The sequence below is a fragment of the Taibaiella helva genome (assembly GCF_003545695.1).
GTDB lineage: Bacteria > Bacteroidota > Bacteroidia > Chitinophagales > Chitinophagaceae > Taibaiella > Taibaiella helva.
This window is the reverse complement of sequence record NZ_QUZZ01000016.1, coordinates 18,970-38,270: the sequence shown is the minus strand read 5'-3', so window position 1 is coordinate 38,270 and position 19,301 is coordinate 18,970. Positions and strand designations below refer to the sequence as shown.

At 53.2% G+C, this 19,301-nt stretch carries 16 protein-coding genes; 9 read left to right on the top strand and 7 right to left on the bottom strand.

Annotation, left to right across the window (positions count from 1 at the left end):
- Positions 1 to 398: 398 nt before the first annotated feature.
- Together DZC79_RS21935 and DZC79_RS19390 are read right to left on the bottom strand one after the other, a co-directional pair.
- Positions 399 to 590 carry a class I lanthipeptide gene (locus DZC79_RS21935; RefSeq protein WP_118953277.1) on the bottom strand — a complete coding sequence of 64 codons (192 nt, stop codon included), beginning with the start codon at positions 588 to 590 and terminating at the stop codon, positions 399 to 401.
- Positions 591 to 956: 366 nt separating this feature from the next.
- The gene (locus DZC79_RS19390) at positions 957 to 1,895 is read right to left on the bottom strand and encodes a YihY/virulence factor BrkB family protein (protein ID WP_118953276.1); all 939 of its coding nucleotides are present in this window, start codon (positions 1,893 to 1,895) and stop codon (positions 957 to 959) included.
- Between the two features lie 117 nt (positions 1,896 to 2,012).
- Here DZC79_RS19390 and DZC79_RS19385 point away from each other — a divergent pair, with 117 nt between their 5' ends.
- From DZC79_RS19385 to DZC79_RS19370, 4 genes are read left to right on the top strand one after another with little or no spacing between them, the layout of a single operon-like run.
- Positions 2,013 to 2,489 carry a MarR family winged helix-turn-helix transcriptional regulator gene (locus DZC79_RS19385; protein WP_118953275.1) on the top strand — a complete coding sequence of 159 codons (477 nt, stop codon included), beginning with the start codon at positions 2,013 to 2,015 and terminating at the stop codon, positions 2,487 to 2,489.
- Positions 2,490 to 2,513: 24 nt separating this feature from the next.
- Entirely contained in the window at positions 2,514 to 3,419 is a 906-nt protein-coding gene (xerD, locus tag DZC79_RS19380) for a site-specific tyrosine recombinase XerD (RefSeq protein WP_118953274.1), read from the top strand.
- A gap of 36 nt (positions 3,420 to 3,455) precedes the next feature.
- Entirely contained in the window at positions 3,456 to 4,118 is a 663-nt protein-coding gene (locus DZC79_RS19375; RefSeq protein WP_118953273.1) for a LutC/YkgG family protein, read from the top strand.
- A 60-nt stretch (positions 4,119 to 4,178) separates the two neighbouring features.
- Complete coding sequence (locus DZC79_RS19370) at positions 4,179 to 5,417, top strand: S-adenosylmethionine:tRNA ribosyltransferase-isomerase (protein ID WP_118953272.1); 1,239 nt, start codon at positions 4,179 to 4,181, stop codon at positions 5,415 to 5,417.
- A 108-nt stretch (positions 5,418 to 5,525) separates the two neighbouring features.
- On the opposite strand, the gene DZC79_RS19365 is transcribed toward DZC79_RS19370, so the two are convergent.
- Positions 5,526 to 6,371, bottom strand: coding sequence for a choice-of-anchor V domain-containing protein (locus DZC79_RS19365; protein WP_198666956.1), 846 nt, complete (start codon positions 6,369 to 6,371; stop codon positions 5,526 to 5,528).
- A gap of 187 nt (positions 6,372 to 6,558) precedes the next feature.
- On the opposite strand from DZC79_RS19365, the gene DZC79_RS19360 reads away from it, so the two are divergent.
- The gene (locus DZC79_RS19360; RefSeq protein ID WP_118953270.1) at positions 6,559 to 7,479 is read left to right on the top strand and encodes an NADPH-dependent FMN reductase family protein; all 921 of its coding nucleotides are present in this window, start codon (positions 6,559 to 6,561) and stop codon (positions 7,477 to 7,479) included.
- Positions 7,480 to 7,564: 85 nt separating this feature from the next.
- Here the strand turns inward: DZC79_RS19360 and leuS are convergent, their stop codons facing one another.
- The 4 genes from leuS to DZC79_RS19340 form a co-directional block, all read right to left on the bottom strand.
- Positions 7,565 to 10,366, bottom strand: coding sequence for a leucine--tRNA ligase (gene leuS, locus DZC79_RS19355; RefSeq protein ID WP_118953269.1), 2,802 nt, complete (start codon positions 10,364 to 10,366; stop codon positions 7,565 to 7,567).
- A 128-nt stretch (positions 10,367 to 10,494) separates the two neighbouring features.
- The gene (locus tag DZC79_RS19350; RefSeq protein WP_118953268.1) at positions 10,495 to 11,583 is read right to left on the bottom strand and encodes an anhydro-N-acetylmuramic acid kinase; all 1,089 of its coding nucleotides are present in this window, start codon (positions 11,581 to 11,583) and stop codon (positions 10,495 to 10,497) included.
- A gap of 69 nt (positions 11,584 to 11,652) precedes the next feature.
- A complete protein-coding gene (gene rimO / locus DZC79_RS19345) occupies positions 11,653 to 12,960 on the bottom strand; it encodes a 30S ribosomal protein S12 methylthiotransferase RimO (protein WP_118953267.1) in 1,308 nt (435 codons plus the stop codon).
- Positions 12,961 to 13,020: 60 nt separating this feature from the next.
- Positions 13,021 to 15,003, bottom strand: a complete 1,983-nt coding sequence (locus DZC79_RS19340) for an ATP-binding protein (protein ID WP_198666955.1) — start codon at positions 15,001 to 15,003, stop codon at positions 13,021 to 13,023.
- A gap of 274 nt (positions 15,004 to 15,277) precedes the next feature.
- Here DZC79_RS19340 and bioB point away from each other — a divergent pair, with 274 nt between their 5' ends.
- Genes bioB through bioA form a run of 4 tightly spaced genes read left to right on the top strand, consistent with a single transcriptional unit; the run spans position 15,278 to position 19,298 of the window.
- Positions 15,278 to 16,282: a biotin synthase BioB gene (bioB, locus tag DZC79_RS19335; protein WP_118953265.1), complete on the top strand. Its 1,005-nt coding sequence runs from the start codon at positions 15,278 to 15,280 to the stop codon at positions 16,280 to 16,282.
- Positions 16,275 to 17,411 (top strand): aminotransferase class I/II-fold pyridoxal phosphate-dependent enzyme, encoded by a 1,137-nt coding sequence (locus tag DZC79_RS19330; protein ID WP_118953349.1) that lies wholly within the window; start codon positions 16,275 to 16,277, stop codon positions 17,409 to 17,411. The genes bioB and DZC79_RS19330 overlap by 8 nt, the downstream gene beginning before the upstream one ends.
- The gene (gene bioD / locus DZC79_RS19325; RefSeq protein ID WP_198666954.1) at positions 17,390 to 18,046 is read left to right on the top strand and encodes a dethiobiotin synthase; all 657 of its coding nucleotides are present in this window, start codon (positions 17,390 to 17,392) and stop codon (positions 18,044 to 18,046) included. Before DZC79_RS19330 ends, bioD begins: the two co-directional genes overlap by 22 nt.
- Positions 18,021 to 19,298: an adenosylmethionine--8-amino-7-oxononanoate transaminase gene (bioA, locus tag DZC79_RS19320; RefSeq protein WP_118953264.1), complete on the top strand. Its 1,278-nt coding sequence runs from the start codon at positions 18,021 to 18,023 to the stop codon at positions 19,296 to 19,298. Before bioD ends, bioA begins: the two co-directional genes overlap by 26 nt.
- Positions 19,299 to 19,301 lie beyond the last annotated feature (3 nt).

Genomic DNA, 19,301 nt, shown 5'->3' with positions numbered 1-19,301 from the left:
GGATATATTTGTCAGGCAAAGCAGAAGTAATAAAGAGATTGTACGCCCAGGCCCGGTTGGGACAACGGCGGCTGAATGCAGCTACTTCTTGCCTGTCATGGCTTTGCTCCTGCGTAGCTAGGTTATGTTATTCCTTGTAACACAACAAATATCCGGCTCCCGCGAGCTTTATACCATGCAAGCGATACTACACTTAACTCTTCAGCTCAAAAAAGAAAGCTATCTCCGGAGTGGAAATAGCTTTCTCTTCATGTATAGCATAAGAAGGATGCAGAACTACTTAAATGATCCTTTTAGGCCATTAGCTTATCCCTACAAATACGAATGCTGAAAAGATAAATGACTAAAAGTCCGGAACCTGAGGAACGCTATGGTCGCGTCTTAAAGTCCGCTTATCCTCACGGGTTGATGCAGACAACCTTAGACAATACGCCGATGCAAATTTTAGTCCTTGTCTGACAATCTCCGATGCTAACGCATACGAGACCCAGAATACTTTCACCACCTTGTATCGCCTTCTGGGCTTGCGGTTGAAGATGAGATATGGTCGATTTAGAAAGCATCAGCTTTTGGGCAGTTTTCTTTTTCATAAAATTGAGTTTGGTTTAACAATCGTGAATAACAAAAATCTGGGGGTAATTAATTGTTAGCAATGATTGAAATGCCAGGTCCGGAGGTCAAAGAGAAATGCGTAACTGATAAGGATAAGCTGGCGTAAAATTACAGAGGAAACAGGCTATAGCGCGTCATACGACATGCGTAATTTAAGCGAAACCACTCCATTAAATATGGACGGTAACTCTTCACTGATATCGTACCAAACAACCGGCCACTATTGTATCAAAAGCCTGGTCAATAAGCCGTGATACTCCGGGCTTTGTAGCACGCCTTACCTAAGCGGTGAAGGCAGATGCTCATCCTTGTATGCACCCTGTCGGGTGTCGCTAAACCACAGTTTACGATAATTTATGTTCTTCCTTCAGGTGCTTGAGCAGCCGCTTGTCGCTGTATTCGGCATAGCTGCTGGGGATAATACGCTTGCCGTGATACTCGATATAAGCCCTTGTAAATTCCGCTCCGAAGTAAAGGATTGCAGCGGAAAAGTAGATCCACAGCAGCAGCACGATAACAGAGCTGGCAGCTCCGTAAAGGCTTACCGTATTGGTTTTGCTGATGTACAGGCCAATAATGAATTTCCCGATCATGAACAGAGCCGAGGTCACGAAGGCCCCGGGCCATACCTGTCTCCAGCGGATACGCACATCGGGCAGCATTTTGAAGATCACCGAGAACAGGAAGCTGATCACAAAGAAGATCACAGCGGTATTGATAAGGCTCAGCACATTGATCGGCAGCTCAGGCAATAGCCTGAGCAGGTAATTGCTCATCCCGATCAACAGGGCATTGACGATAAGTGAAACGATAAGCAGGAAGCCGAGCCCGATGATCATGGAAAAAGACAATGCACGGTTGAGCAGCAGCTTAATGAACCCTTTCTTGGCCCTGGGCCGCACGCCCCATATCATATTGAGCGAATCCTGTATTTCCACAAAGATGCCCGTTGCTCCGATCACCAGGGCTACCGCACCGATCACCGTAGCCATCAGGCTGTTCTTCTGCGACTGCAGCGCCCTGATCACATCCTGCACCTGCCGGGCCGTGGCTTCGCCCAGCACATCTTTAAGCTCGGTGAAGATCCTGCCCTGTATCGCATCCTGGCCATAGACGGCGCCCCCGAAAATAATGATGAGCAGCAGCATTGGCGGCAGGGAGAAAATAGTGCTGTAGGCCAGTGCCGAGCTCAGCTTCATTCCCTTATCGTCAGCAAAGCCTGTTGCTGCATCCACTAAAATTCTCCAATATTTATTGGTAATTTGTTTTACTTTCGTTGCCATACACCTAAATGATTTGCGGCATCAGCCGCCGGGCGGAACACGCCTACAGGCAGGCCACCGGCCAGGCGGCAATTGTGCCCCGACGACGTACCTATATACTGTTTATAAACGCCTGCCATGAGACTTGAAGACGAATTAAAAATGCAACAATTTACGGATAATTTCCAAAGAGCCTACCTGAACATTATTTTTACGGCCAGCTGGATGGAAACCAACATGCAGCAAAAGTTGAAGCATTACAACATCACTACTCCCCAATTCAATGTTTTACGTATCCTGCGCGGACAAAAAGGCAAGCCGATGAGCGCCTTTGCTATCCAGGAACGCATGATCCACCGCACTTCCAATGTAACCCGTATACTGGAAAAGCTGGTAGAGAAAAACCTCGTCACCCGCGAGAACAGCACCGTTAACCGCCGGATGATCGATGTGCGGCTCACCGACGAAGGGCTCGACCTCATCAATAGCACCGATACCATAGCCGTAGAGGCTTATGAACAAATGGCGGGCGCCATCAGCGAAAGTGATGCCCGCCTGATAGGCGATTGGCTCGACAAGATCAGGGAACAGACGCCCGGCTGCGGGAAAGACTGATCGCCGGCCCTTTACCGAACGCTTATGTGGAGCACCTATATCAAAGGCTTTAAGGCATTCCTGCAACTGGAAAAATCGTTGTCGCCGCATTCCGTTGATGCGTACCTGCACGACGTGCAGCTGCTGGCGCGCTTCCTGGAGCAACAGTATTCCGGCATTGCTTTCGAAGCGATTGCCCTGCAGCACCTGCAGCAGTTTCTGCAATCGATACACGAGCAGGAGCTGGCGGCTGCTTCCCAGGCCAGGATCATCTCCGGTGTAAAAGCCTTTTTTCATTACCTCATTACCGAAGAGGTGATCTCCAAGAATCCAACCGAGCTGCTGGAAGCACCGAAGCTGAAGCGTAAACTACCCGATGTGCTGGGGCTTACGGAAGTAGAGCAGTTGTTTGCCGGTATCGACCACAGCACCCCTGAAGGGCAACGGAACCGGGCCATACTGGAAACTATGTATGGTTCAGGACTGCGCGTTAGCGAAGTGATCACGCTCGAGCTTACCAATCTCTATCTCGACGTGGGGTTTATCCGCGTGATCGGAAAAGGCAACAAAGAGCGCCTGGTGCCGATAGGCGATGAGGCAGTGAAATACATTGAGCTGTACCGGGAGCATGTGCGCAGCCATATCCTGCCCAAAAAGGGACAGGAAAATATCCTGTTCCTCAACCGCAGGGGTAGCGGACTGTCCCGCGTAATGATCTTCTACATCATTAAGGAAGCCGCTCAGCGCGCCGGGATCACCAAGAACATTCATCCGCATACCCTGCGGCACAGCTTTGCCACCCACCTGGTAGAAGGCGGCGCAGACCTGAGGGCCGTACAGGAGATGCTGGGGCACGAGAGCATTACCACCACCGAGATTTATACCCATCTCGACCGGGGCTTCCTGCGGCAGACCCTCAAAAAATACCATCCACGCTTCCATAACCGATAACTTATGTACCTTCGCCCTTGAACCGTGGGGTATACTATGCAGACATACAAAACGTCAAAAGCCAGGGAGAACATATTAAGGAAGATCAGGATAGCCTTGCAGGAAGAGGCAGTACCCATGCCCTTTCCCGAAACGGAAAAGCTGGCTATACCTTCTTTTTTCAACGGCCCGTTGGGCAGTACGCCCGAGGAGACTTTCGCCGTTGCGTTTTCCAATTCCGGAGGCCACTTTGTTTTTTGCCACAACCAGGACGAGCTGCTGACCAACCTGAAAATGCTGGCCGAAAGCCGCGGCTGGACGGAGGTATTGTGTGCCCACAAATCCCTGTTCTCTTTCTTGGTCAACAATAAGATATCCTTTGTGAGGGAATTCAATCCCATGCATGAGCAGGCCCAGGCCTGCATTACGGATTGCGAAGCGGCGATAGCCCGTACCGGAAGCTTCCTGTTCAGCAGCAAGCAAAACCATGGCCGGGTTGCGCCCGTTTATTTCCCGGTGCATATCGTTGTTCTGCAACCGCACCAGATCGTGCCCGATATTGCCGACGGGCTGAAACTGCTGAAGCAGAAATATAACGATCAGCTGCCCTCAATGATCAACCTCAATACCGGCCCCAGCCGTACTGCAGACATAGAGAAGACCCTGGTTACCGGCGTACATGGCCCTAAAGAAGTCTTTTGCTTTTTCCTGAACCAATAATACCGACCGGCTGCATACCTCCTGCAAGCCGTTACAGGACAGACAGCTCCAATATTTTCTATGCATCCATCCCGCCTGCAGATTAAAGATTTTACTTACGAGCTGCCCGACGATCGTATCGCCCGTTACCCGCTTCCGCAGCGCGACCAGTCCCGCTTGCTGGTTTACCGTGACGGAAAGCTTACCGAGACCCGGTACCGCAATATCGCCGGGGAATTGCCTTCAGGCGCCCTGCTCGTCTTCAACCAGACGAAAGTGATCTATGCCCGGCTGTTGTTTCAGAAGCCCACCGGGGGCCGCATAGAGGTCTTCTGCCTGGAACCTGATGAACGCTATACCGAAGTGCAGCAGGCCATGCTGCAAAAGGGCTCTGTATACTGGAAATGCCTGGTGGGCGGGGCGGCCAAATGGAAAGAAGGCCAGGTGCTTTCCCTCACCGCAGGGAAGGATACACCGCTGGCCATGCAGGCGGAGATCGCAGAAAAGAAGGAAGGGTATTTTATACTGAAGCTCAGCTGGACACCGGAAATCAGCTTTGCGGAAGCCCTGCAGCTGGCGGGCCGTGTGCCGCTGCCGCCTTACCTGAACCGGGAAGCGGAACAAAGCGATGAGCAGCGCTATCAGACCATTTTTGCCAGGGAAGAGGGCAGTGTGGCGGCACCTACGGCCGCTCTGCACTTTACCGAAGCGATACTGGCGACGCTTCCGGAGCGGCAGATCGCTACCGGCCTGGTGACCCTACATGTCGGTGCGGGCACTTTTAAGCCGGTAAAGAGCGAGACTATGGAAGGACACGATATGCATGCGGAATGGATCGAAGCCGGACCGGCCATACTGCAGCAGCTGTTCGATCGCCTGAAGCAGGGCTTACCCATCGTCGCCGTAGGTACCACGTCGGCGCGCACGCTTGAAAGCCTTTACTGGATTGGCGTACAGCTGCTGCAAGACCCTGGTTATATACCCACAGCTGGTATCGCAGTATCACAGTGGTATCCGTATGAAGAGGATATCACTATATCTCCGGTGGAAGCGCTTGAGGCTTTGGCCCTTTACCTGGATCGCCACCAGGTCAGCAAGGTGGTGGCACGCACCCGCATTATTATTGCTCCGGGCTACCGGTTCCGGATCATTAGCGGCCTGGTGACCAATTTTCATCAGCCCCAATCCACTTTATTGCTGCTGGTATCGGCGCTGGTAGGAGCCGCCTGGCGCGATATCTATGATTATGCTTTGAAAGAAGGCTTCCGCTTTCTCAGCTATGGCGACGGCTGCCTGCTGTGGCAATCCGGATCAAAATAAGAAGATACATTTAGTAAAGAGGAGCAGTCAAGTTTTTAAAAACTTGACTGCTCCTCTTTTAAATCGGTCTTTTTAAGACGGCCGTTTGTGGTTCTGTATAAGGTGGTTCTATTTTTTTGTAAAGGCCCGGGTCGCTTTTCCTTCTTTACCTTTCAGGTGGAGGAAATAGGTTCCTGTCGCCAGCTGGCTCACGGGTATTTCCGCCTGCAGGTTATTATTTTGTGTCTGGGCAGCGCCTTGCCACAGCACTTTTCCGTTCAGGTCATATACGGCCAGCGTATAAGCGCCGTTCAGGCCGCTACCGTTGAGCTGAAGCCTGTCGGAAGCCGGTACCGGGGAAAGGCTGAAATGGTTCAGCAGATCCCGACCGGCAATGCCGGTCGGCGGCGTACTTTCGGTAAGGCTCAGTGTCACGATCTCGCTTACTTTATCGCCGCCGGTGCCGCCATCGTGGTTCACACCGTTAATGATACCGTTGAAGATAACGGTGCCCGTACCGGCTGCAGGAGCCGTCCAATCGAAGGTCGCTTCATAAACACCGCCGGTCTTGGCTAATGCAGTGCTGTGCTCGATCACCTGCAAGCCGCTGAGCATGGCAGCATGCTTGTTGCTGCCCAGATTGCTGAAAGTACCGGCCTGTGCAGCGCCCTTGGTTGCAGTTAGCTGGAAACCGAAGAAAGCCAGGTCGGCATTGTTGCCGGTCAGGCTTACCGTATAAACGGTACCGGGCGTATAGCTGCCGGTGACTGCCGCGCCGCTTGCTTTTACTTTCAGGGAAATGGATGCTGTGGTGGTGCCGGTGCCGCCGCCATGGCAGGCTGCACAGGTGCCGTTGCTTCCGGGAGCGCCGTTGCGGATACCGCTACCCGAGGATGCGGGGCCGGCAGCATTACTGCCGAAGAGGAGATACATGCCGCATAGTAAAACGCCTGGTAGAATAATGGTTCTCTTCATTGTCATTTCTTTTTTGACAAATGTATCCCTGCTGCTGTACTCACCGACAGGACTTACCGGAGAAAAAAGGGCACTTTTCGGACAAGCACTATTTTTAACAGCTTATAGTACAAAACGTTCTACCGCTTTCCCGGTAGAAAAACCAGGCGTTTACTATATTTTGAACAATACGAGTATCTTTGGCCCCATGAAGATTCTCGTCGTCTATTTTTCCCAGAGCGGCCAACTGAAAAACATTCTCGACAACGTAGTACAGGATATGAAGAGCGAGGCAGAGATCGACTTTGCAGAGATCAGGCCTGATCAGGCTTTCCCTTTTCCCTGGAGCTCGGCAACCTTTTTTGACGCTATGCCTGAAAGCGTGCTCCAGGTACCGGCAAAAATACAGCCCATGCCTGCGCTCGGCAATAAAGATTATGACCTGGTGATCTTCGGCTATCAACCCTGGTTCCTTTCCCCTTCGATACCGGCCAATAGCTTCCTGCAAAGCGAGTGGGCAGAAGCCTTACGCAACAAGCCGGTGATCACCGTGATCGGCTGCCGCAACATGTGGCTCAATGCCCAGGAAAAGGTTAAAGAGCAGCTGCAGCGCCTGGGCGCGAACCATATCGGTAACATCGTGCTGGAAGACAAGCACGGTAATCTTACTTCTACACTCACTATTATCCGCTGGCTGTTCAAAGGGCAGAAAGAAGCCTCGGGGCGCTTGCCCGATGCCGGCGTATCGGAACGCGATATGCGCGATACACAGCGCTATGGCAAGCCCATCCTGCGCCACATCAAAGAGGGCCGGACCGAAGCCTTGCAGCAGGACCTGCTGCACCTGGGTGCGGTACATTTAAGACCCAACCTGATCGTGCTGGAAAAAAGAGGCGTAAGCCAGTTCCCCAAGTGGGCCACGAAAGCCCGTAGCAAAGGCGGTCCCGGCGCGCCGGAAAGGAAGCCGGTGATCAAGCTGTTCAGCCGTATCCTCATCACGGCTATTTTTGTATTATCACCGATCAGTAGCCTAACCGCAAAGATCAAAACTGCTTTGAAGAAAAAGCAGCTCCTGAAAGAAGTGGCATATTTCAAAGGAGTAACCTACCAGGCGGGTAAGCTCAGCTGATCTCTGATTCGCCAGGCATAAATATAAAGATCCGGCTGCAGCTGCAGCCGGATCTTTATATTTATCGCTGTAGTATAAGCCGGGCTTACACCACCACATTGATCATCCGTCCCTTTACATAGACGAACTTTTTGGGCTCCTTGCCTTCCAGCCATTTCCGGATCACTTCGTTGGCCAGCACTTCCTGCTCGATAAAGGCCTGCTCGGCATCCAGCGCAAATTCCAGCTCTACACGGGGCTTACCGTTCACGGCTACGGGGTACAGCTTGCTGTTCTCCACGGTATATTGCTCTTCCCATTCGGGGTAGGCGGCATGGACCACGGAGCTTTCATGTCCCAGCTGCTTCCACAAGGCTTCCGCCACATGCGGCGCATAGGGCGCCAGTATACGCACGAGCGGATCGAGTATGGTCTTCTTATGGCAGTTCAGGTCGGTGAGCTCGTTCACACAGATCATGAACTGGCTGACAACCGTATTGAAAGAAAAACGTTCGGTGTCGCTTTCGATCTTTTTGATGGTCTTGTGTAAGGTCTTCAGCTCTGCCGCAGCGGGTGCTTCATCCGTCACGATCCAGCCCTGCTGCTCGTCGTAAAAGAGCCGCCAGAGCTTCTTCAGGAAACGGTGCACACCTTCAATGCCTTTGGTATCCCAGGGTTTGCTCATCTCGATCGGCCCCAGGAACATTTCGTACATACGGAAAGTATCGGCGCCGTATTGCTTTACAATATCGTCGGGATTGACTACATTGTACTTGGATTTAGACATTTTTTCCGTTTCGCTACCACAGATATATTTACCATTCTCCAAAATAAATTCGGCATCAGCATATTCGGGACGCCATTGCTTAAAGGCTTCGACGTCCAGTTCAACACCATCTACAAAGTTCACATCAACGCGGATCTGATCAACTAAGTGTTCATTTTTCAATCCAAGTGACACGAAAGTATTGGTACCATTGATACGATATACATATCTCGTGCTCCCTTGTATCATCCCCTGGTTCACCAACCTGCGGAAAGGCTCGTCAAAAGAGATATAGCCCAAATCGTGCAGGGCTTTGGTCCACATGCGGCTGTAGAGCAAATGGCCTACCGCATGCTCGGTACCACCAATGTACAGGTCCACCTGCTTCCAGTAATCGGTTGCCTTCGGATCGGCAAAGGCATCGGCATTGCCGGGATCCATATAGCGCAGGAAATACCAGCTGCTGCCGGCATAGCCCGGCATGGTATTGGTCTCGCGCTTCAACAATTCACCATCTTTGTTTTGCACCACGACCCATTCGGCGACATTGGCCAGCGGGCCTTCGCCTTCGGGGCCGGGCTTGTAGTTCTCGATATGCGGTAGCTCTACGGGCAATTGCTGCAGGGCTTCGGGCAGGTTGACTCCGGCCTCGTTTACCGCATAGGGAATATTGTTCTTATACACGATAGGAAAGGGCTCGCCCCAGTAGCGCTGGCGGCTGAAGCCCGCGTCACGCAGCTTATAATTGATCTTGCGGGTGCCGATACCTTTGGTCTCTAAGGCTTCGAGTACCAACGCTGCGGCTTCTTTCACACTCTTGCCGCTCACAAAGCCGCTCTGCTCGATGATTACATTCTTATCGCCCACCGCAGCTTCGCCGGTATACAAGGCGCCGAAGATATTGGTAATATCGATACCGAAATGCCGTGCGAAAGCATGGTCGCGGTCATCGCCGGAGGGTACGGCCATGATGGCGCCGGTACCGTATCCGGCCAGCACATATTCTGATATCCATACCGGGATACGCTTGCCGCTAAAGGGATGCAGGGCATAGGCGCCGGTAAAGCAACCGCTGATCTTCTTCTCGGCCATGCGTTCCCGCTCGCTGCGGCTTCTTACATAGCTTACATATTGCTCGACGGCTTCTTTCTGTTCAGGAGCGGTAATGTGGTCTACCAGCTCATGCTCGGGAGCGAGCACCATAAAGTCCACGCCGAAAATAGTATCGGGTCGGGTGGTGAACACTTCGATGCTGCCCTGATGGCCTTCCAGCGCAAAATGCACGGAAGCGCCTTCGCTGCGGCCGATCCAGTTGCGTTGCATTTCCTTCATCGCCTCGCTCCATTCCAGGTTATCGAGGCTATGGATCAGGCGATCGGCATATTCAGTGATCCGCAGGAACCACTGACGCATCTTCTTGCGTTCTACCGGGTGGCCGCCACGTTCGCTCACGCCGTTCACCACTTCGTCGTTGGCCAGCACTGTGCCCAGGGCTTCGCACCACCATACTTCGGCATGATCGAGATAAGCGAGACGGTAATGCATCAGCACGCCTCTCTGCTCCCGCTCGCTCATGGCTTTCCATTCTTCTGCCGTAAAGCGCAGGGTCTCATCACCGGGAGCAGGACAGTCTTTGTTGCCTTCCTGTTCCAGGCGAACGGTCAGTGTGCTCAGCGGCTCGGCCTTATTGTTTTCACGGTTGAACCAGCTTTGGAACAATTGCAGGAAGATCCATTGGGTCCAGCGATAATATTGCGGATCGCTGGTACGCACTTCGCGGCTCCAGTCGTAATTGAAACCGATGTTATCCAGCTGTTCTTTATAGCGTTTAATGTTCTTCTCGGTCGTCACTGCAGGATGCTGGCCGGTCTCCAGGGCATATTGCTCCGCCGGCAGACCGAAAGCATCGAAGCCCATCGGGTGCAGCACATTGAAGCCTTTCATCACTTTGTAGCGGGCAAATATATCAGAGGCAATATAACCCAGCGGATGGCCCACATGCAGGCCCGCGCCGCTGGGATAGGGGAACATGTCCAGCACATAATACTTGGGACGTGTACTATCGTTCTTTACTTTATAGACTTGCTGCGCAGCCCAGAAGGCTTTTGCATGTTGCTCAATTTGCTGAAAATTATATTCCACCGGGGTTTAGATCTTAGAGGTTAGACTTTAGATATTAGATATAAAATAGTGGTATGCGATAGATAGCGGAAACGAGATAGCAGATTTAGAATGTTCTGTCTAATATCTAACATCTGACTTTCTAAATATCAATCCACGGGCGGCAGCCAGAGCGCACCGCCTACACTGCTGCGTGCGGCGCCGGTAACAGAATGCAGCACATTGTTCTCCTCGCGCCAGCGCAAAGTACCAAACAGGGCCATGGCAACGGCTTCCTTATGCTTAATGGTTGCCTCGTCGGGGATCACCAGCTCGATAGTACCCTCACGGTTCAGCTCTTCCTTTATCATCTCCACGAGAAAATCGTTGAAGGCGCCGCCGCCGGTGACCAGCATTTTCTGCTCCTGCAAAGGGTTAACATAAGGCTGCAGCGCACGGGCCACCTGGGTGGCGATATGACGGGTGGAGATATACAGCGCATCATTCATTTTTTCCAACGATTCAAAATGCGGTAATACTTCTTCCGTTACAAAGCCATTGTGCAGCGACTTTGGCGTGCTCATGCCATAATAAGCCACCTGGTTGATCTTTTCCAGCACGGCTTCATTGTTGCTACCTGAACGGGCAATGGCGCCCTTATCGTCAAATTCTTTTTCCAGCCGCAGCGCGAAGTGATTCAGCAACTGGTTGGCCGGGCAAATATCGAAGGCCAGCGGCTCGGCGCCATTGACTGTAACGTTGGCTATGCCACCGAGATTCAGGCAGAAGTCGTAGGCAGAGAACAACAGCCTGTCGGCAATCGGTACGATAGGCGCACCTTGTCCGCCGAGAGCCACATCCATATGACGCAGGTCGCTGATCACGGGGAGCAAGGTCCAGCCCGCAATAGCAGAGCCGTCGCCGATCTGCGCGGTGGTACGGGCCGAAGGCTCGTGCCAGACCGTATGTCCATGCGATGCGATGAAATGTACTTTATGCTGTAAGCTGTTCCGTTTAATGAAATGGTTGACCTGCTCGCCCAGGTAGTGGCCGTAGCTGGTATGCAGGCGCAGGAACCCGGGAACGGTAAGGGTATGTGCATGCCGCAGCTCATCGGCCAGCGCTGTCGGGTAGGGCAGGCATTCCGCCGCCACGATCTCATAGCTCCACTTACCGCTGATCTCCGTTAGCTCTGTATAGGCAATATCCAGCCCATCCAGCGAGCTTCCCGACATCAGCCCGATCACTTTATATACCATAGGTTAAAATTCAAAAATCAGGAGGCAAAAGGTAAAATTTCAAAAATCAAAATTCTAAATTTTAAAATCCTATACGACTTCCGCCTCGAGGTCATAATCGAAGGCTTTGGTAATGCGTGCCTGCACAAAATCACCAACGGGCAACTCCTTTTCAGCATGAATGATCACTTCGTTGTCCACTTCCACACTGTCATATTCGGTACGGCCGATATAGCGACCGGCTTCCATTTTATCGATGATCACTTTAAACTCGCGGCCGATCAGCTCCTGGTTTTTCTCGTAAGAGATCTCCTGCTGCACTTCCATGATCTCCTGCGCCCTGGCCTCCTTTTCTTCGGAAGACAAAGTATCTTCCAGGTCGTAAGCCGACGTATTCTCTTCGTGCGAATAGGTAAAGATGCCCACGCGTTCAAAACGGATCTCTTCCAGGAAGGCCTTCAGCTCTTCTACATCATCGCGGGTCTCACCGGGAAAGCCGGTGATCATCGTGGTACGCAGAGCCATGCCGGGCACCTTTTCCCGTATCGCCGCGATCAGGTCGTACATTTCCTGCTTGCTGATCTGGCGCTTCATCGCTTTCAGCATCGCATCACTGCAATGCTGCAAAGGCATGTCCAGGTAATTGCAGATATTGTCCCGCTCCTTCATCACATCGAGGATCTCCATCGGGAATTTGGAAGGATAAGCATAATGCAGGCGGATCCATTCCAGCCCGGGCACATCCGAAAGGTGCTTCAGCAGGTCGGGGAGCATTCTTTTCTTATAAATATCCAGGCCGTAATAGGTCAGCTCCTGGGCGATCAGCATGATCTCCTTAACTCCGTTCCGCACCAGGTGCTTCGCCTCTGTTACAATCTCTTCTATGGTCTTGGATACATGTCCGCCACGCATCAGGGGAATAGCGCAGAAAGAGCAGGTACGGTTGCAGCCTTCCGATATTTTAAGATAAGCATAATGCCTGGGCGTGCTCAGCATTCTTTCGCCCAGCAGCTCCTTTTTGAAGTCCGCATTCAGCTCTTTCAGGATGAAAGGCAGCTCCAGGGTACCGAACCAGGCATCCACTTCGGGAATCTCCTTAGCCAGGTCGCCGCGGTAGCGTTCGCTCAGGCAGCCGGTTACATAGACCTTGTCGAGACGGCCCGCTTCTTTGTAAGCGACTTGTTCGAGTATGGTATTGATGGACTCTTCCTTGGCCTTATCGATAAAGCCGCAGGTATTGACCACCACTATGTTGTGATCGAATTTCTCATTCTCATGTGCCACAGCGATCTCGTTGGCTCGGAGCTGTCCGCTCAGCACCTCGCTGTCCACCAGGTTTTTGGAGCAGCCTAAGGTAATGATATTGACCTTATTCTGTTTAATCGTTCTGCTTTTCATCCCCTTCAGTTAAAGGGTGCAAAGGTACCGAAATTTAAGGGAATTTTCCGCCTCTGCAGGTCAGGTGAGGTGCAGCTCAATATCTATGGCCGTACCCTTGCCCGGGGCCGACCGGATGTCCATCCTTCCCCGTAGAAAGGCGACCCTGTTGCGGACATTCGCTATCCCGATCCCCTTATTGTTGCCGTCTGCTACATCGTCCAGTCCTTTACCATTATCTTCGACTGTAATATGAAAGGTATGGTCCCGCTGGCTGCATTGTACAAAGATCTCGGTAGCGCCGGCATGGCGCAGCACATTGGTCAGCAGCTCCTGCACAATGCGGTAGATCACAAGCTCCTGCTGGCCAGGTGTTGTGTCGGGAATACCGATCATCTGGTAATCTACGTTGATCTTATCGGCGGGAAGGGAAGCGCAGAGGTCGGTGAGCGCCGTCTCCAGGCCGGAGCGCAGCAGCGCTTCAGGTATCATATTGCGGGCAATACGGCGCAGCTCATTGACAGATTGGTCCAGCTGACCGATCACTTTGTCCAGCCCCCGCTGTGTATCTCCGGCTCCGTCGGTCAGGCCGGTCAGGTTCATGCGGGCGGTAGCCAGCATGCCGCCCAGCCCGTCGTGCAGGTCGCCAGCTAACCGGCGGCGCTCCCGTTCTTCACCCTCGAGCAGGGCCCTGGCTACCTCGTACTGCTGTTCCTGCTGCTGCTGCTGTATTTTCTGCAACAGCAGCGTTGCCTCCTGCTCTGCCGCTGCTTTCCGGGCCCGGTATCGTGAGCGCAGCAGCAGCAACAATAAGACCAGCAGCAACGTCAGCGCAATAGATGAAAGGGTGAGGTAGCGGTTGAAGCGGCTCTTGCTTTGCAGCAGCTCGATCTCATGCTGTTTTTGGGCATTCTGGTATTTTTCCTCCAGGTCGGCAATCGCCACATTCGCTTTGAGCAGGTTGGCCGTATCCATGCGCTGAACATATTCATCCAGCTTGCGGTAAGCAAGCGGGTAGTTGCCGGTGGCCGCCTCCAGAAAAGCGATCTTCCGCAATAGGGCAATGCGGTCCGCCTTCATGTTGTAAATGCTGACAAATTTATCCAATTCGTACATAGCGCGCTTCGCTTCCTGCACGCGGTTCATTTTGTAATAGGTTTCCGCTTTGCCCCATACCAGCGTGAGCGCATCGTAGCCCACTTTCCACCGTGCATTCAGCGCAAGACCCGAATCGAAGCATTGCAGCGCCCTGGTATATTGGTTAGCGGTAAAGGCCAGGCCGCCTGCCATACCATAATAATTGATCCATACCCGCGATGAGGTATCTTTGGCCAGACGGGCGCGTGCCAGGGCCAGGTTTTTTCCTGCAAAATTCAGGTCGGGTATCCCGCTGAACAATGTACCCCGTACATACGCGAGATAGGCTATTGCCAGCATTTCATCGGGAAGGAATTTTTTATAAAGCCCGATAATAGCATCGTAATAGGATAACGCTTTTTCGTAGCGGCCCGAATATACCATCAGGGAAATGATATTAACATAGGCATGACCGATCATGGCGCTATCCTTTATCTTTTCCGCCAGCGGTACCACCGTGTTCAGCAGTATATCCAGGTATTGCCCGGCGCTGTCTTTCTTTTGAAGAATAATGCCTTTGTTGTTCCATACCCGGGCCTGGTAATAAACCGCTGTCTTCTCCTTCAGCGGCTCCAGTATCTTCAGCGCCTGCCGGTACCGGTTCAGGGCGCTGTCGAGCTGGTCGGCGCTGTTGTATACATTGCCTTCCACGAAAGCTGCAATACCTATATAAAGCTTGTCCTGCCTGCTCCTGGCTATATCGGACATTTGCCGGGCATAGGCCATCGCTTTATTATTGTCACGGCTCCGCCAGTAATCGGACAGGCCGATAAAGACCTTCATTTGCACTTCCGGTGGGGGGTGGCTCTGCATCAGCCGGGTAAGGCTGTCGAGCTGCCGGGGTGCGGTGCCCTGCTGCTGCGCCTTCAGCGTATGAAATGCCTGTAGCAGGAAGAAGACCAAAGAGAAGAATACCGTCCGTCTCATCATAAGGGATTAAGGTACGATTTTGATTTAAACAGGCATTGACGATCCCGTATGTCTATGCAAAAATGGTGGAAAACCCTGAAACAGGGGACCGTGGAATTGTCACTCGTATGTTTCCAGGTGTAAAGACATCTTACTACCCGGGTGCTCTGTATAGGTGTGATATGTAAATAAAAGGCCCTCTGTTTAACACTAATTGGCAATCGCACCCATACATGCAGGTAATCTATAGTGGTATATCGGCTACCTTAGCGGCCTTTTTAACGATCACACGATGAACGATATCCGTAACAACTGGACGAAAGAAGAAATTGCCGCTATCTACCACCGGCCCTTACTGCAGCTGATACTGGAAGCTGCCGACATGCATCGCAGGCACCATACCTTCGGCGAAGTGCAGGTGAGCAGCCTGCTGTCGATCAAGACGGGCGGCTGCCCCGAAGACTGCGCCTACTGCCCGCAGGCTGCCCGGTACCATACCGGCGTAAAGGTGCAGGCTCTGATGCAAGTGGAAGAAGTGGTTGAAAAAGCGCAGGAGGCCAAAGCCGGCGGGGCCTCCCGTTTCTGTATGGGCGCTGCCTGGCGCGAAGTAAGGGACAACCGCGACTTTGACCGGGTGCTGGATATGGTTAAAGAGGTGAACAAGCTGGACATGGAGGTTTGCTGTACCCTGGGTATGCTCACCGAAAGCCAGGCCGCCCGCCTGGCCGAAGCCGGCTTGTATGCTTACAACCATAACATCGATACCTCTGAGGAATACTATAATAATATTATCGGCACACGGGATTTTGAAGACCGTATCGGTACCTTATTGCATGTGCGCAAAGCGGGCATTACCGTTTGCAGCGGCGGCATTATCGGTATGGGCGAAACGAACGAGGACCGTATCGGCATGCTGCATACCCTCGCCACGTTGCCGCAGCATCCGGAATCGGTTCCCATCAACGCTTTGGTGCCGGTGGAAGGAACACCCCTCGGCGAATCGAAGCGGGTGCCGTTCTACGACCTGGTCCGCATGATCGCAACGGTACGGCTGGTCATGCCCAAAGCTGCGGCACGGCTTTCTGCCGGCCGCCTGGAGCTTTCGCTGGCAGAACAGGGCATGTGTTTCCTGGCCGGCGCCAATTCTATTTTTGCGGGAGACAAGCTGCTGACCACACCCAACCCAGAATTCAACAGCGACCTGGAAATGTTTGAATTGCTGGGCCTGAAACCTAAAGCCGCTTTTGCCGATAAGCGGGAAAACATACCTGCTGGAAAAAGTACGGCCGATGCCTGAACAACTTGAAGCGTACCTGAACCGGCAGCTGGAACGGCGCGAAGCAAGGGACAGCCTGCGCAGCTTGTACCATCGCCGGGCGGGGATCGATTTTTTTTCAAATGATTACCTGGGTATCGCGACCAACAGGGTGCTGGAGGCATTACCGGTGCATCGCTATGCCTGTGGCGCTACAGGCTCCCGCCTGCTGTCGGGCAATACACGGGAGGCAGAAGCGCTGGAAGCATACCTGGCCGCCTATCATAAAGGACAGTCGGCTTTGTTGTTCAATTCGGGCTATGATGCCAACCTGGGCCTGATCACCGCGCTGGCTCACCGACAGATGACCATCCTCTACGATGAATATGTACACGCAAGCATCATCGACGGCATCAGGCTGAGCCATGCCGGAAAGGCTTTCCGTTTTCACCACAATGATATGGACGACCTGCAGCGTAAGCTGGACAAGTATGCCGGAACGGGGCCTTTGCTGGTAATCGTGGAAGCCGTTTACTCGATGGAAGGCGATGCAGCTCCGCTGGAGGCCCTGGTCGCCTTAGCTGCCAGGCACGATGCAGCCCTGATCGTGGACGAAGCCCACAGCACCGGTGTTATCGGCGACCAGGGCCGCGGCCTGGTCGCCGCGATGGGCCTGGAACGGCAGGTATTTGCACGGGTCCATACCTTCGGCAAGGCCATGGGCTGCCATGGTGCGGCCGTGCTGGGCAGCGAATTGCTGCGTTCGTATCTGGTCAACTATGCCCGGTCTTTTATCTATACAACGGCTTTACCACCGCAAGCCGTGATAACAATACAGCATGCATATGAATGGCTGGAACAACATGATGCCATGAGGCAGCAGCTACACGACCGTATCGCCTTCTTCAGCCGGCAATGCAGGAATGCAGGTGACGCCCGGTGGATCGAAAGTACAACGGCCATACAAGGGCTTGTGCTCGGATCGGGTACCCGTGCCCGGAAGGCGGCTGCTTATCTTGGCAGGCGGGGTATAAAAGCAGCGGCTATACTGCCGCCTACAGTGCCGGAGGGTACCGCGAGGATACGCATCTGCCTGCATGCCTTCAATACAGAAAACGAAATATTAATACTACATCACACCCTGGAACAATGGCTGCAATCCAACCCATAGCAATCGCCGGGATCCATACCGACATCGGCAAGACTATCGTTTCTGCTATACTGACGGAGGCGCTGCAGGCCGACTACTGGAAGCCGGTACAGGCAGGCACGCTGGAGCATTCAGACCGGATGACGGTGCAGGAGCTGATCTCCAATACCCGAAGCCGCTGTCATCCGGAAGCTATACGCCTGCAGCTGGCAGCCTCGCCGCATCATGCTGCTGCCTGTGAAAACCGCGAATACGACAGCTGCCAATTCCTGTTTCCGGAAACGGACAACCTGCTGCTGGTAGAAACGGCGGGCGGCCTGATGTCGCCTATAGATGCAGACCATACCGTTGCCGACTTCATCGCCTGCCACAAGATGCCCGCCATCCTGGTCACCCGTCATTACCTGGGCAGCATCAACCATACTTTGCTGTGCCTCGAGCTTATGCGGCAACGCGGCATTCCCTTGCTGTGTCTTGTGGTGAACGGCCATCGTGACGAGGCTTCCGAATCCTTTATCGGGCGGTATACCGGCGACAGCCCGGTTCTCTTTACCGGAGTGCTGGATCCGCTAAATCCCGGGCAGATCAGGGATGCGGCACAACAACTCAAAACTTCCTTATCCTTTTTGTATGAACAACATCAGCCGGAGAGATAGCGAGGTTATCTGGCATCCTTATACCCAGATGCAATTGTCGCCTCTGGCTACCGGGATCGTAAAAGGGGAGGGCGTGTACCTGATCGACGAAGCCGGCAACCGGTACATCGACGCGATCTCCTCCTGGTGGGTCAATCTCCATGGACATAGTCATCCTTATATCGCGCAACGTTTAAGCGAGCAGTTGACCACATTGGAGCATTGTATTTTTGCAGGCTTCACCCATGAGCCGGCCGTGCAGCTCGCGGAGCGGCTGCTCCCCCTGCTGCCGGGCAATATGGCCAGGATCTTTTATTCCGACAACGGCTCTACAGCGGTGGAGGTCGCTTTAAAGATGGCCTTGCAGTACCAGAGCAACCAGGATACCGGCCGGCGTCGCATCATCGCCCTGGAAGGCGCTTATCATGGCGATACCTTCGGGGCTATGTCGGTAAGCGGGCGCAGCTTGTTTACCCGGCCTTTTGAAACGCTTCTGTTCGATACCGCTTACATTCCTTTTCCACATCCCGGGCAGGAGGAAGAGACGCTGCATGCGCTTGAAACCTTGTTGCAGCAGGAAGATGCAGCGGCCCTGATCCTGGAGCCCCTGGTTCAGGGCGCTTCCGGTATGCGCATGTACACATCCGGTGTACTGGAACAGATGATGCGCTGCTGCCGGGAATACGGCTGCCTGGTGATCGCTGATGAAGTGATGACCGGCTTCGGCCGTACCGGTACCTGGTTTGCCTGCGACCAGGTTCAGGATGCCCGGCCCGATATTATCTGCCTCTCAAAAGGCCTGACCGGCGGTACTGTGCCGCTGGGTGTTACGGCCTGTACGCAGCGGATCTATGATGCTTTTCTCAGTGAAGATCATCACAAGACCCTTTATCACGGGCATTCTTTTACGGCCAATCCTATTGCCTGCACCGCCGGTATTGCCAGCCTGGACCTGCTGCTGGCGCCAGCATGCCGGCTACAGATCGATGCGCTTGTTTCGGCGCATAGTGCTGCAAAGACACACTGGCAAAACGGGAAAGGGCTGAAAGCTGTTCGCCAGTGTGGCACCATACTGGCGCTGGAGCTGGAAACGGGAACGGCTACCGGCTATCTTAACCGGCATCGCGATCATATCTATCACTTCTTCCTCGAGCGCAAAATACTCCTGCGTCCATTGGGGAACATTATTTACATCCTTCCGCCTTATTGCATCACTACCGGACAACTCGGTTTTGTTTATGAAGAGATCGACCAGCTACTGTCCACCTTATAAAAT